Source organism: Pseudomonas sp. GW821-FHT10B02 (assembly GCF_059415665.1).
Map to the genome: position 1 here is coordinate 179,493 of NZ_JBWKNR010000009.1, position 13,567 is coordinate 193,059.

A 13,567-nucleotide genomic window follows, 5' to 3' on the forward strand; every position below is an offset into this window, starting at 1 on the left:
GAGTCCTCGGTCTGTCAACCCGCGTACAGCTGCCACCCTCCTGTTTGACAGCAGGTCTGTAGCAGTACCACTGACTTCCGAGGTGTATATGCTCAAGATCGTCCCCGATCCACCCCTCCATCCCCATGACCATTCCCTTGAAGACCTCCTCGTGCAGATCTCGGAGTATCTCGTCTGCGCGCTGACCGTGGCCCAGCAGACGGTACTGCTGCACCCACAACCGCCCGGGCAGGTGCTGACGCTGGCGACCATGCATGAAATCGATAGCGCCCGCAGCCTGGTCGAGCTGGCGCTGAGCAAGGTGCAGTTGCGCCATTGAGTTGAAACCTTCGCGGGGCAAGCCCGCTCCCACACGTGGGGCGGGTATGAGGACGTGGTGATGACAGACAGTAAAAAATCGAAAGACAACAGCGGGCTGCTCGAAACCTGTGGCATCGGCAGTTTCGGCGAAGGCATCGGCGGGCGAATCGAGGACCGCTTGTTCCGCACCACTGCAGGTCATGATCTGGACTATGCACTGGAACAATCCTCCGTGCTGATGAGTTGCGTCCACAAGCTCACCTTGCAAGCCGCGGTCGATCAGGACTACACGCTGGTGTGGGCGGCACATTACCTGAGCGGGATGGCCAAGGCGCTGGTCGAGGATGTGGCCCATGTTATGGCGGCAGGGGCGCTCGATTCCGAAGGAAAATTGGCGTCATAAAATACGTGCGCCGTCCCGAAGTATTCGGCTTGCAAAGTCGCTACCCAGCACCTTTAATTGTTACTGAATGTGAACAAGTCAAATCGTTCGCCATAGGGCTCATGTCGTTCAAGAATATCTATTCGGGTGCTACTTGATGCTTTACTGATCTGCCACCAGGCAACAATTCACAGGACGAAGAAATGAAAGCGAATTTGGTGGCGGTTGTCCGAAAGCATGTATCACCGGCGATGCGTTATGAGATTAGAACTGCGTTGAACAAGTTGCACGATATCCTCGGGCGCGCGTGCTTCTGGCGCTGGGAGATCGCAAGGTTTCGGCTGCAGCAGGAAAGCCCGTTCGAAATTCTGTATGTCGGCCGCAAGCAGTACCGGGATGTGGCCAAGGTGCTCATCGGCGGGAAGTCGCTGAGGGATTCGCCCGTGGCGCCCGATCAGGCGGTACCGGCCGCATCGAGTCATGTGGTGGTGGTCAGTGAGATGCCGACCTCCGGGGCCTTGAGTGTTCCTCATTATTTGAGTGCTGTGGTGCCGCTGCTGGGGCGCTCCCTGGAAGAGATCACCGCCCGCTACGACAGCGAGTTGCGTCGAAGCATCCGCAAGCACCGACCGCTGTACTGGATGAAACAGGCGCTGTCGGATGAAGAGATTGCGATGGCCGACAAACACCTGCTGCGCGCCTATGCCACGGCCAGGCAAGGTGAGCATGCGGCACAGTTTTCCACCGAGACCGTGTTTCGCCTGGCCAAGACCGTCGGCCGGCTCGACCTGATCATGCAGGGGGACGAAGTAGTTGGCTGTCACCTTGGCTGCGAAATCACACGGGGCACAAAACGTTACTGGAGCACGTTGCGTTTTGGCTATTGCGAAGCGGTTTTTTCAGATGCGAAAAAACTCAAAGAAGCCAACTCGATCAACACTTACATGGCCCTGGAGTGGGCCGTGGAAAATGGTTTTGACTATTACGACATAGGCCTTTGTCTGGCGCGCCCGGATGACGGGCTGTTGAAGTGGAAACGGCGGCGCGGCGGCGATATCGATTCGTTGGGTAATCACGCTTATATGTTTGTACGGTTGCCAAAGACAGGCACGGCCAAGTTCTTGTGGGACACGCCGCTATTTGCTGTTGAAGGTGACAAGTTAACGCTTCACCTGGGTTTACCGGACGGCGCAAGTGATGATGAAGTTGCCAATCGTTATCATGAAATGGTGTTTGGCGGATTGCACAAGATTTATCTATACGGTGGTAAAAGTTCGGGTGAGCTGTTTGTGGAAACGCTGCGAAGTCGTTACGCCAACTTGCAGTCCCCGCCATTGATGGAACGGATTCCTTCCAACTAAGCAATATTCAGGGTCGAGGTCAACGCGGGCGCTGTGCGCCTGTCGATTGACCGTGCCTTGAGGGGAGTGATCTTCATGGAAAGTAATCTTTCGAATTTCAGCGCGTCGAGCGCTGGAAAACAAAAAAGAATCTCACTTTCCGCCTATAAATTCATGGCGAGAAAACTGTTTGCACGCAAAACGGAAATCAACCTGAAAAATGTGGCGGCGAAAAGCTGGGATATTGCCCCAGGAGAAACAACGGTTTCGCCCCCGGCTATTTTTCTGCCCGGCCAGTTGGAGCGTGTCAGCGCCTGGGAGGCGCGTTTTTTTCCTTTCGAGCATCCTGCCCGCACCATGCACGGGCGCCTGAGCATGGACCACGGCCCGACACGTGGCCACCTGATAAAGGACGTCTGGCTGATCGATGGAGCCCTGTACAAGGGCAACGCCAGCCTGTGGTTGTCGCTGAACCCCACCAAGCTTCCACGCATCGTTGTGGACACCGAGATCGAGCGTGGGGCTGCTTACTGCACGCAAAATGGCAATACCTGGTTTGGTACGTGGTTGATGGAAGACTGCGTGACCTACGCACTGGCCTGCAACGAAGGGGTACCGGTGACCACCGCGCCATCCGCCAGGTTTCCGATCTTTTCCCAGGCCCCCGCCTATGAGAACTGGCTCGGCATGAAGCCGGTTCGCTTACGCAGTGCGTTTTTTCGTGAGCTGGTGCTGTTCGATGACTTGAGCAACAACCGCAGCCGACATTTACGCTACCGCGCGATGGGGGAAAAACTGCTCTCGCACGTGAACTACGCCTCTCACCCTGGCGTGTTCATTCTTCGCGGCGGGGATGGTGACTTGCGTTTGTTGCGCAATGAAATTGCCATCGCCGAGCATTTGCACAAAACCCGCGGGTTTCGCATTCTCGACCCGCTGAGAACGGATGTTCCGACCATTGTCGCGACCTGTGCCGGGGCGAGAGTGGTGATGGGGGTTGAGGGGAGCCAGTTGGTACATGGTGTCAATGTACTGCAGCCGGGTGGGGCGTTGTTGGTACTGCAACCGCCGAACCGTTTTGTCAGCTACTACAAGTTCCTCACTGACCGCGACAATCAGCACTTCGGCTTTGTGGTCGGAACGCCGGAAGGCGATGGCTTCAAAATCGATATTGAAGAGGTTGAGCGCACGCTGGATCTGTTTCCGGTATAGCCGCGCACACTCGAATCCCGAGGCAATACGTCAGGTTACGAAGCAGAAATATTCGTATTTGATTTCTCAGCGTTGAAACACACACTCTCTCATTCGGCGCCAGGATCGTGCTGGCGTCGGTTACCTGTCGCCTTTATCAAGCGAATTTTGGGGAGTACGACGGGTGATTTTTTCGCCCCTCAATACACCCGTTATCCCCAGCATTCTCTGAAGAATGGCGTTCTAGAGCGTTCAGTCGGACAGCCCTGAAACTGAATAAATCCGCTGACGGCATTTTGACGCGATACGACGCTTCCCATTGAGATTTATTATGGTGTCGGATCGTTGACGTAGTGTCATTGTGCTCATAAGCTCAATTCAACAACGCAAGAATCTTTCACCCGCCGCACGCTGTTGGTTTCTTTTTCTATACCAGGCCTTTCTGGAGGGGATCATGCGCTCGACACTGTTGATTAAATCGATTTTCCTGTTGGTGCTTATGAGTGGTGCGGCGGGGGCTGCCGATTCTTATATTAATAAAACAAGTGTTGTGCCAATTGGCACGGCGGGCTGGCTTTTTGCGTTTGCAGTGATTGGCTTTATTGCCGTCGCCAACAGACGAAAAGTGTAGGCGAAGTTAATGAGTATCACGATTAATACTATTGTATTAATACAGTGCCGCGGCATCTGCTAACGGCTTGTTTATTCTCAAGCCATTGCTATATTCCATTGGTCTGCCGCCTTCGGGCGCACTGATCGAAGGACGCGGTACCGGCTTCGCGGAAGATCGAAGCCAGCGCAGCGGGTTGTAGGGTTGCGAAGAGAGCGAGAGTTTGTGTGCTGTTCTCAATTAGTGCTCATTTGGCCGCTTGGCCGGAGGGATCCTCATGCTACGTTTGATGACTTCTGTGCTCTGCGTGCTGGTGGTCTGGTCTGGTACTGGCAACGCTATCGAAAAAAATTCCCCTTATCTGCTCAATCCCGGCGACGTGGTGTCCATTTCCGTCTGGGGCGATGAAAAACTGCAAGGGGAGGTCAGCGTGCTTCCCGATGGCAGTATCACCTTCCCGTTGGCAGGGCGCATTGATGTTGCCGGGCTCGATGCCAGCGCTGTCGAACAGAAAGTCGCTGCCAAACTTGAAAAATTCATTTCCGATCCAACCGTCAGTGTTGTCGTCAAAAACGCAGCCGGCAATCTGCTCTATGTAGAGGGTAAGGTGATCAAGCCAGGTCCGGTGCAGATGGCCGGCCCGACGGCGGTACTGCAGGCACTGAGCATGTCAGGTGGTCTGGACAAGTTCGCGGACCGAAGCGCCATCAAGGTGGTCCGTGGCCAACAAATATTGCCCGTGAACTATAAAGATTTGATTTCCGGGCGCGATATGTCCACTAATATCCAGCTCCAGGCCGGCGATACGCTGGTCGTACCTTAACTTGCCTGACCTAATAAGAATTACAGTGCCTCTATTGCGAACAACCGGCGTAGCCACAGCATTCTTGATCCTGCCGTATTCGGGCATGGTCCAAGCCTCCACCTGGCAGTCCTCGGCAGCATTGCCGACCACTGTCGAATACGACAGCAACCCGTTGCTCTTGACGTCTGGGGAGGAGGGTGTGACGCGTACGATCATCGCCCCCGACTACAGCCTCGTCGGCACCTTCGATCGCGACCAGTTGCGCCTGGGTCTCGGGGTACGGGTGCTGCGCTCGTCTGACACGGATGTCGTCGATAACCGTGAGGACCCCAACGTGATTCTGGGTTGGCAGCGCGAGACCGAAACGGGCGGTTATGGTCTGTCGGCGCAATACAATGAAAGTTCGACACTGTCTTCTGCTGTTCAGGACACCGGCGTGGTCACCACCACCGATGGCACGCAGAAACTGTACGTGCTGACAGGGAACTGGAACCGGGCGCTGACTGAGCGCAGCACGTTGTCCAACGAAACCAAGTACTCCAGCGCCAGTTACGACATCGATACGCTCACCGATTATGAAGAGCTTGCGACTGTTCTGACCTGGACCTACGCCTGGAGTGAACGTACTGATCTGTACACCGGCGTGGGTGCCAAGCGCTATGAGCCGGATGATGAAACTCTGGCGAGCGCCTCTAATAGCTACACCCCGGTAGTCGGGTTGAAGCACCAGTTCTCCGAGCGTCTGCAGGGCGATGTGCACCTGGGCGTTAATGAAGTCTCCGGCGACGGTGGCGGTCGCCGCGGGGAGGGCGGGCTTTCTCTTTATTACACGGGGGAGCGAACCGGTTTGAGTCTCGACGCCGAACGCAGCACTGTCGCCAGCGCCGAGGGTGGTTTCACCGAGGTCGATTCGGTGCGCGGTGGCTGGAGCTACGCGGTCAACGAGACCAGTCGTGTCGGCCTTGATGCGGCCTGGCAAGACAGTAAAGGGCAAACGCCAAACACGTTGCAAACTTACGGCGCCTGGGCAAGTCGAGAACTTTCGCCTTTTTGCGATCTGCGCCTATCGTTGATGTACAAGGAACGCCAGCAAGACGGTTTGCCAGATGCTGTAGGCACGATCATTGGTATGACCCTGACCTATAGATTTCCCGACCTCTGAACTTCGGCAGAGTGGCCCCTATGAAATCTGAATACGAGCTGTCCCTCAACGATTACATAGCCATTATCAAGGACCGGGCCCTGCTGTTGGGGGTGAGTATCGTGGTCATTCTTGCGGTGACTGCGGTGGTCGCGGTTACCGTCCCGCCGATCTATCAGTCGACCGGCACCATTCTGGTGGAATCGCAGCAGATTTCTCCGGAGCTGGTGTCGGCGAACAACAACAGTTATGCCGATGAACGTATTGAAGTCATTCGCCAGCGGGTAATGACCCGCGAGAACCTGCTGCGGATCATCGACAAGTACAACCTGTTTGCCGACAAGGGCGGGCGCTTCAGCGAGTTCGACAAGATCGACCTGATGCGCAATTCCATTGTTGTGGCCACTCTCAGTACCTTCATCAAAGGGCGTGGCGAGGCGACGGTTGCTTTCAACGTATCGTTCGAGCACAAGCGCCCGGAGGTTGCCAAAGAGGTGGCCAACGAGCTGGTCACGCTGTTTCTCAATGAGAACATCAAGCAGCGCACCGAGCGTGCCAGCGAAACCACCGTGTTCCTGACGCAGGAAGCGAACAAGCTGGGCGCCGAGCTGGCCAGTCTGGAAAACCAGTTGGCCGACTTCAAGCAAACCCATGCCAACGCCTTGCCCGAGCATCAGGCGTTGCGCATGGGGATGTTGTCACGTTCGGAACTGGAGTTCAGAGAAGTCGACCGCGACTACAAAACGGCGCAGGAAGAGCTGCGTTATCTTGAGCTTGAGTTGTCTGCTGCCAATGCCGGACTGACCTCCAAGGCGGAAGGCGCCAAATCCACTGCGGATCAGCTTCAGGACTTGCCCAGCCTCAAGGCCGAGTACACCAGACTGCTGACCCGATACACCGACGCGCACCCGGATGTGGTCGCCGTCAAACGCAAGATTCAGGCGCTCGAAGCCTCCGGCGTACGTGGCACTCGGGCGTCTACCGAAAGCCTGGACGTTGCCCGGGTCCGTACCCGGATTGGCGCTGCGCAGGAGCGCATTGCTTCACTGGCCGAGCAAAAGCGCGAACTGGTGAAGAAGATGGAAGGCTACGAGGCGGAAATTCTTGAAGCGCCGCAAGTCGAGCGCGGCCTGGTCACCTTGATGCGTGATCACGACAACGCCCGCAAAAAGTACGAGGAAATCCGCGCCAAGGAAATGGGGGCGAAGATTACCGAAAGCCTGGAACAGGAGAACAAAGCCGAACGCTTTGTGCTGCTGGAGCCGCCGATGATGCCGGAGAAACCGGAGAAACCTAACCGCAAGAAAATTGCTGCGCTGGGCCTGGTACTGGCGCCAGCCGGTGGTGCAGCGCTGGTGATGCTCCTGGAATTGTTGAATCAGCGCGTACGCGGTGTAGGGGCCCTGGAGAGTGTGGTGGGCCGGCGCGTGCTGGTGGCCATTCCCTACATTCCTACACAGGCAGACCTGGCTCAGCGCAAGAAGTGGCGAATGCTGCTGTTACTCGCAGGCCTGGTGCTGATGGCTATTCTGTTGGTGTTGGTGCACGTGTTCTACATGCCTTTGGATCTTCTGCTATTTAAAGCTATGGCTAGATTTGAATAGGGAAAGCAGTGATGGACAGGATCACCTCGGTTTTTGGAAAGAATATTCATCAGGTCAACCCGGATGCCTCGTCGGCAGCGGACGTCTCGCCGCCGGCCGGGCAACCGGAAGTACCCGGTCAGTTCGATTATGTGCAAACCAGGGTCGTGCCGTTGCGCGCAGAGCACCTGGAACGCCATCGGATTGTGGCTTACAACAAGAACTCGAACCTGAGTACGTCGTTCGACCTGCTGCGCACGCAGGTGCTGCAGACGATGGAAGAGAATGGCTGGCGTACGCTCGCTATTACCTCGCCAACACCGGAAGCAGGCAAGACGGTATTGGCCATCAACCTGGCAATGAGCATTGCCCATCACACCACCAAGACGGCGTTGCTGGTGGACTTTGACTTGCGTCGGCCCCGAGTCGGCGCCAGCCTGGGGCTGTCGATGGAAAAGTCGCTCAATGAGCTGCTGTCCAACAAGGCCGGGCTGGAAGAAGTCATGGTCAACCCGACATTGCCGCGCTTTGTGGTGCTGCCGACACGCGAGCCCATTCCGCTCTCCACCGAGCTGCTGTCATCCCCCAAGGTCAGCAACCTGATCAGCGAGCTGCGCGAGCGCTACGATTCGCGTATCTGCATTTTCGATTTACCACCCTTGTTGAGTTCCGACGACGCCATCAACGTACTGCCCAAGTTCGACTGTGTGCTGCTGGTGGTGGCTAACGGTGCGAACAACAAGAAAGAGATCGAAGACTGTATGTACCATCTGTCGACGGCCAATCTGATCGGTACGGTATTGAACAAGGCGGGCCCGCAACCGCGCTCTTACTATTAGGCAGGGGCGGGTAAAAGCTACAACCATTGGGTTCAACTGTCTTTGTGGGAGCCGGCTTTGCCGGCGATAGGATCGCCGCGGAGTCAGGTGTTGCGCGGCGTCTGCATCGCTGGCAAGGCCAGCTCCCACAGTTAGCCGAGTAACGGACAGTTGCTAGTGCCAGGGATGCAGCTGTTCCCAGTGCCAGGCATGGCTCACGATCTTTTCGAGCGATGCGAATTGCGGCTGCCAGCCCAGCACAGCCTTGGCCTTGCTGGCATCCGCCACCAGCCGAGGCGGGTCGCCGGCGCGGCGCGGCGCTTCGCGGGTGATGATCTGGCGACCGGTCACGGCGCAGGCGGCATCGATCACTTGCTGCACGGAAAATCCCAGGCCATTGCCCAGGTTGAACGCCGTACTTGCGCCGCCCGCCACTAGATAGTCCACGGCCAGCGAGTGTGCCGAAACCAGGTCGGCGACGTGGACATAGTCACGAATACAGGTGCCATCGGGTGTTTCGTAATCGCGACCAAAGACAGTGACATCGTTGCGCCGCCCTGAAGCGGCCTGCAGGATCAAAGGCAGCAGGTGAGTTTCTGGTTCATGGCATTCGCCCAGCTCTCCGTCAGGGTCAGCTCCGGCGGCATTGAAGTAGCGCAAGCAGACTGATTTCAGCCCGTATGCACGGTCGAAGTCCTCGAGTATCTGTTCCACCATCCACTTGCTGCGTCCATAGGGATTGATCGCGGCCTTGGGATGACTTTCGTCGATCGGAACATACTGCGGGCTGCCATAGACGGCGGCGCTCGAGGAAAAAATCAGCTGGTTGATGCCTGCTCGCACCATGGCCTGCAGCAGTGTCAGCGTCGCCGCCACGTTGTTCTGGTAGTACTTGCCAGGGTCAGTGACAGACTCGCCCACTTCTATAAAAGAGGCGAAGTGCAGCACCGCATCAAACTGATATTCGGCGAACAGGGTATCGAGGGCTCGACCGTCAGCGATGTCCAGTTCTACCCGTCTGACATTGCGCCGGGTGGGAGAGTTATCGGCGACGACCACGTCATGACCGGCACCTGAAAGGTGCTTGACCATGTGCGAACCGATATAGCCTGCGCCGCCGACAACCAAAAACTTCATCCAAACCTCCTGGCATCTGTTGGTGCGCGAACGGTGCAGTCACTTGTGACTGTAGAAGGCGAAATGGCCTATTTCAAGAACAGCCAGTTGGACATTTGCTTGCCGTCGAAGGTGATCAGGTAACGGCCATCCTGGTAGGTCGCGGCAAACTCTTTCAGTGGCCCGCGTGCCTGGTAGCCGAACAGTTTCAAGCCAGCAGGCGCTTTGATGCTCAAGCGGCCTTCGAGGGGTTCGACATTGAAAGGCGTCATGTCATCGGCTTTCGGCACCGCCCGGGTGCCCAGTGAAATCAGCAGCTCCCGCGATTGGCTGAGCGGCTTTGCGTCAAGGCTTTGCACCACGACACTGGCGTAGGCGGTTGTCACCTGGAGCTGAATGTCGGCGAGGCTGATCGACTTGCCACCCAGCCAGCCGGTGGCGGCTTGGGTCAGCGGTGTGTCGATGGTGTAGAGGCCTTGCTGCCAGTTGCGCTTGAGTTCACCGGTGTCGCTGGTGGACTCGCTGGCGTCGACGTCCAGGAGCGACTGGCCAGGGTCAAGCAGTACCTGCGCTTGTGGGGCCTTGGTGCCTGGCTGTAGCCACGGCAGCTCCGCTGTTTCGGGCATGGCGATTTGCAGCTTGCCTTTCTCGATGGCGGTGCGCAGCAGCACCGAGTTGTTGGCGGTGATCGGTTGGTTGAACAGGGTGTCGGGTGTCGGCGCGAAGACATAGCGGGTGGTGGCTTCGTGGACATCGGCGCGGCGGTACAGCAAGGCCGCAGCGGGGAGGGTGGCAATCATCGCCGGGTCGTTGTAGGCGTTCCAGTTGCCCGTCCTTATCCACCCGGCATCGAAGGCTTGCTGGCTGTAGGCATATTGCATCAGTGCGTCCCAGCCCTGGTGGCTGGCGGTACCGGCAACATACAGCGGCAGAGAATGGCGGTCGGGGGTGGGGAAGGGCTCGGTGTTCCATTCGGTGACCGTCAGTGGCTTGTCCACGACCTGGCCGGCGGCGAGCCAGTTGATCATGCTGTCGCTGGTCAGCGGGTTCTTCTCCAGCTGGCCTGCGCCGCCGTAGCTGTGGGCGTCGATCACGTCGCCTGCAGTGAGGGCTGGCAAGGCACTAAGCCCGTTACCACCCCAGGTGCTGGTGGTGGCGATGGGTACCTTCACCCCGATACTGCGCAGGTGCTCGATCATATCGACGTTGAAGCGCCGCTCCAGATCGTTGAGAAACAGTTTCGACGGGCCATACTCCCAGGCCCGCCAGGTTTGTCCGGCCGGCAGGTCGTGGCGCTTGGCGAAGGCCCTGGCCTCATCCATGTAGAGTTTACTGTGCTTGGGTACATCCTTGTCCGGCAGCAGAATATTGCCAAAGTGCTGGGTGATGTCGTTTTCGTTGGTGATCAATACCGCAGCTATCGCCGGGTCGTCTTTATAGGCGAGGCCGGTGAAAGCGTTTACATGGGTCAGGTAATCCTCGGCAAAGCGTTTCATGGCCTGCTGGAGCGTGATGTTCACATAGGCATAGCCTTTGAGGCCGGCTCTGCCCTGGTCCTGTGGCAACTCCTGGAACGCATAGATGTTGTCGTTGGCAGTGAGGGCGCGCTCCACGTGCATGTCGAGCCAGACATAAATGCCTTCGTCTTTGAGGCACTTGATCCACCAGTCGATTTTCTTCAGCGATGCAGCGCTCAGCTGTTGGGTGTCCTCGATGGCGTCAGCCTTGCCAAACATGTTCGGGCTGACCCACGGAGAGTCATGGTGGTGCAGGCGCACGAGATTGAAGCCCAGTGCCGACAGGCGTTTGGCCTGTTGTTTGATCTCTTCGTCGGATGTATTGAAGATCGCATAGGCCGACACGTTGGTGCCCCAGAAGCGCGCCGGGGTGTTATCGGCAAACAGCAGCTGTTCGCCGGCGGCTTTGACGAAGCCGCGCTTGCCGGCCGGTTTTTCTGGCGCATTGAGAAATGACAGATCGACCGGCGAGGTTCGCCAGTCGAGCTGGCCGTCTGGCCATGTGGCAGGGTCTGCCAGGCCGAAACGTTCACTCGGGGTCTGGCCCAGGGCAATGTCACCGGTGAGGTTCAACACCGCTTTGACCTGCTGGCGACCGGCGGGGATCGAGCCCTTGTAGAAGAACGCACGTACTTGGGCACTGTTGCCCTGCTCGAAATACACCTTCGCCAGCGCTGGTTCGAAGCGCATCTCGAGGCGCCGCCCCTGGCTTTTCCCCCACGACCAGCCGCGGTTGTCGGGTAGCAGCACAGGATCCCCCATTTCCCCGGCAATCAGCTCCGGGTCGAACTGGAAAACGATGCCGCCGCCCTCAACGTTCGACTTCTGGCTGTGTGCATTGAGGTCGAAGGTCCAGGTCAATGTCTGCGACGACTGCTTCTGGATATCGGCCTGCAGATCGAAGTCCAGGCTTTTGTTGCTGCCCGACAGCGTATAGCGGTAGGGCGCTTTGACCTTGAACGCAGTGGGAAAACCCGTCCAGCCCCAGTCGGCGGCCCAGAAGTCGAATCTGGAAACCATCGCCGGGCCGCCGCCGCGGGTCAGCACCGGAAGGCCATTTTGCTCTTCTACACTGACGGTCCAGTCGCTTGCCCCGCTGGCCAGCGGCAAGATGGCCAGGCAAACGAATGCCGAAGCCCGCAGGAAGGGGCGTAGAGCACGTGAGGTCATTGACATTACCTGGGTTGAAGTCCAGTACGGAGAAGGTTTTCGCTCTGGGTGTACCTGAGCCTGCGTACCATCTGCACATAGGCCGCGCCCACGCCGGCGACCGACCAGTACACCACCGGGATCACGGTGATACTGCTGACGGTAAAAATGATCACCAGGATCCCGGCCAGCGTTGCCAGCAGCGCTCGCCCGAGCTGTCGTTGTTCATCGTCCCTGTCGGGGAACGCGCGCATTGCCTTGCGGATCCCCAGCAATACGCTGAGAAAGAACGTCACGAAGAGCGTCAACCCGACCAGGCCGGTGCGCAGCGCCAGGCTCACGTAGGTATTGACGATGTCGATGATGCCCTGGCCTTGGATCATCGATAGCATTTCAGGGGTGTTGCGATAATCGAATGAGCCAAACAACGGGTTGCGCTGGATGACGATCCACGAGTTGTCGAGCAGACGCTGGCGGTAGGTGATGTTCTCTTTTTCCAGGTTGCCAACGAAGGGCAGCAGGTCGAGCACCTTGTCGCCACCGGGCGCCAGGGTCAGCAAGGGAATCGCCAGCACACCCGCGAGGGCGAGCAGGGTAAGGCGTCTGACCGCGCCCCTGCCGGTAGCGATGAACGCCGCAACGATGATCAGCGCACCAATCCACGGGCCACGCGACAGCGGCGCTATCAGCCCGGCAAATAACAGCAGGGCGCCGAGATAACGCTGCCAGCGACTGCGTACATAGCCCTGCACGAAGAGGAAAAAGCCGATCGCCACGCTGATGACGTAACCCAGGGCAATCGCCTGACCGGTGGTGGCGCTGGCGCGCAATGAGTTGCCACGGCTCAGGTAGTTGGACATACCCCATTGCACGCCCATGGCGTCGGTCAGGGCGTTGTACAGCAACCAGTGGCGGGTGAACTCGGCGACGCCGATGATCGCCAGGACGAAAGCGGCGAGCACGAAGGCCAGCAGGGCGTCCTTGAAATCACTCAAATCTTTCAGTGCCCGGCTGGCGACGTAATACGGCAGGAACACATCGACGTAGAGATAGAGCGTCTGGCGCAAAGTGTCGGTGAGGGTGGTTTCGCGCAAGTACAGCAGGTTCATCAGCACCAGGCCGGCAGCCAGCAGCTTGTCGGACCAGGTGCGGCCGAAGGCCAGGGTGTCGCTCTGTTTGCTCAAGTACAGGGCAGCGGGGAGCAACACAGACAGCGTCAGTAAGCGAATGTGGTTGAGTTCGAACAGATAGTTGATTGGCCCGAAGCCGGGGATCTGTACTGATGCCGGCGGGATAGCGAAAAGCAGCAGGAAGAACAGCGCCATGGGGTTGTGTTCGCGTCGTCCTGCGAACGTCAGCATGATCGTCATGGCGCCGGCGTACAGCCAGAAGCTGTGGGAGAAAAAGGCCAGCAGGGTTACAGCGAACCACAGGTTACGTCGCCGCTTGAAGTCGCGGGATGGGATCAGGTCTGTGGCTGGCCGGCGCGCAAGGATGAAAACGATGCCAGCCAGAAACAGAATGACGATAAGCGCACGAAAATGTTCAGGCATTGGCGATGGGCACCTGTCCCTTGGTGGATGACGGCTAGCATCATGGCTAATTGAAACTATAG

Annotated in this window: 12 protein-coding genes; 9 read left to right on the forward strand and 3 right to left on the reverse strand. The window is 57.8% G+C overall.

Features of this window, described 5'->3' with window-relative positions:
- Positions 1–88: 88 nt before the first annotated feature.
- From AC07OF_RS15385 to AC07OF_RS15425, 9 genes are all read left to right on the forward strand, one after another.
- Complete coding sequence (locus tag AC07OF_RS15385) at positions 89–319, forward strand: hypothetical protein (RefSeq protein WP_476447228.1); 231 nt, start codon at positions 89–91, stop codon at positions 317–319.
- Positions 320–379: 60 nt separating this feature from the next.
- Positions 380–703, forward strand: a complete 324-nt coding sequence (locus AC07OF_RS15390; protein WP_495073108.1) for a DUF3077 domain-containing protein — start codon at positions 380–382, stop codon at positions 701–703.
- A 182-nt stretch (positions 704–885) separates the two neighbouring features.
- Positions 886–2,043 (forward strand): GNAT family N-acetyltransferase, encoded by a 1,158-nt coding sequence (locus tag AC07OF_RS15395; protein WP_476447226.1) that lies wholly within the window; start codon positions 886–888, stop codon positions 2,041–2,043.
- A 75-nt stretch (positions 2,044–2,118) separates the two neighbouring features.
- Positions 2,119–3,234, forward strand: a complete 1,116-nt coding sequence (locus AC07OF_RS15400; protein WP_495073109.1) for a glycosyltransferase family 61 protein — start codon at positions 2,119–2,121, stop codon at positions 3,232–3,234.
- Between the two features lie 433 nt (positions 3,235–3,667).
- A complete protein-coding gene (gene eppA, locus AC07OF_RS15405; RefSeq protein ID WP_167335122.1) occupies positions 3,668–3,844 on the forward strand; it encodes an EPS-associated small membrane protein EppA in 177 nt (58 codons plus the stop codon).
- 256 nt (positions 3,845–4,100) lie between these two features.
- Positions 4,101–4,646: a polysaccharide biosynthesis/export family protein gene (locus AC07OF_RS15410; RefSeq protein WP_157192421.1), complete on the forward strand. Its 546-nt coding sequence runs from the start codon at positions 4,101–4,103 to the stop codon at positions 4,644–4,646.
- Between the two features lie 25 nt (positions 4,647–4,671).
- Positions 4,672–5,790 (forward strand): hypothetical protein, encoded by a 1,119-nt coding sequence (locus AC07OF_RS15415; RefSeq protein WP_495073110.1) that lies wholly within the window; start codon positions 4,672–4,674, stop codon positions 5,788–5,790.
- A gap of 20 nt (positions 5,791–5,810) precedes the next feature.
- Positions 5,811–7,373 carry a GumC family protein gene (locus tag AC07OF_RS15420; protein WP_157192423.1) on the forward strand — a complete coding sequence of 521 codons (1,563 nt, stop codon included), beginning with the start codon at positions 5,811–5,813 and terminating at the stop codon, positions 7,371–7,373.
- 11 nt (positions 7,374–7,384) lie between these two features.
- Positions 7,385–8,191: a CpsD/CapB family tyrosine-protein kinase gene (locus AC07OF_RS15425; RefSeq protein WP_157192424.1), complete on the forward strand. Its 807-nt coding sequence runs from the start codon at positions 7,385–7,387 to the stop codon at positions 8,189–8,191.
- A gap of 153 nt (positions 8,192–8,344) precedes the next feature.
- Here the strand turns inward: AC07OF_RS15425 and galE are convergent, their stop codons facing one another.
- The 3 genes from galE to AC07OF_RS15440 all read right to left on the reverse strand — a co-directional run bounded on the left by galE (position 8,345) and on the right by AC07OF_RS15440 (position 13,505).
- Positions 8,345–9,307, reverse strand: coding sequence for a UDP-glucose 4-epimerase GalE (galE, locus tag AC07OF_RS15430; protein ID WP_157192425.1), 963 nt, complete (start codon positions 9,305–9,307; stop codon positions 8,345–8,347).
- A 68-nt stretch (positions 9,308–9,375) separates the two neighbouring features.
- A complete protein-coding gene (locus tag AC07OF_RS15435; RefSeq protein ID WP_157192426.1) occupies positions 9,376–11,973 on the reverse strand; it encodes a cellulase family glycosylhydrolase in 2,598 nt (865 codons plus the stop codon).
- A 5-nt stretch (positions 11,974–11,978) separates the two neighbouring features.
- Positions 11,979–13,505: an O-antigen ligase family protein gene (locus AC07OF_RS15440; RefSeq protein ID WP_495073111.1), complete on the reverse strand. Its 1,527-nt coding sequence runs from the start codon at positions 13,503–13,505 to the stop codon at positions 11,979–11,981.
- Positions 13,506–13,567: the final 62 nt, after the last annotated feature.

Excerpts from the sequence above, each read along its gene's own strand:
- AC07OF_RS15425 (WP_157192424.1), top strand. The coding sequence starts at position 7,385 with ATGGACAGGATCACCTCGGTTTTTGGAAAGAATATTCATCAGGTCAAC.
- AC07OF_RS15410 (WP_157192421.1), top strand. The coding sequence starts at position 4,101 with ATGCTACGTTTGATGACTTCTGTGCTCTGCGTGCTGGTGGTCTGGTCT.
- AC07OF_RS15400 (WP_495073109.1), top strand. The coding sequence starts at position 2,119 with ATGGAAAGTAATCTTTCGAATTTCAGCGCGTCGAGCGCTGGAAAACAA.
- AC07OF_RS15390 (WP_495073108.1), top strand. The coding sequence starts at position 380 with ATGACAGACAGTAAAAAATCGAAAGACAACAGCGGGCTGCTCGAAACC.
- AC07OF_RS15440 (WP_495073111.1), bottom strand. The coding sequence starts at position 13,505 with ATGCCTGAACATTTTCGTGCGCTTATCGTCATTCTGTTTCTGGCTGGC.
- AC07OF_RS15420 (WP_157192423.1), top strand. The coding sequence starts at position 5,811 with ATGAAATCTGAATACGAGCTGTCCCTCAACGATTACATAGCCATTATC.
- AC07OF_RS15395 (WP_476447226.1), top strand. The coding sequence starts at position 886 with ATGAAAGCGAATTTGGTGGCGGTTGTCCGAAAGCATGTATCACCGGCG.
- AC07OF_RS15385 (WP_476447228.1), top strand. The coding sequence starts at position 89 with ATGCTCAAGATCGTCCCCGATCCACCCCTCCATCCCCATGACCATTCC.
- galE (WP_157192425.1), bottom strand. The coding sequence starts at position 9,307 with ATGAAGTTTTTGGTTGTCGGCGGCGCAGGCTATATCGGTTCGCACATG.
- AC07OF_RS15435 (WP_157192426.1), bottom strand. The coding sequence starts at position 11,973 with ATGACCTCACGTGCTCTACGCCCCTTCCTGCGGGCTTCGGCATTCGTT.
- eppA (WP_167335122.1), top strand. The coding sequence starts at position 3,668 with ATGCGCTCGACACTGTTGATTAAATCGATTTTCCTGTTGGTGCTTATG.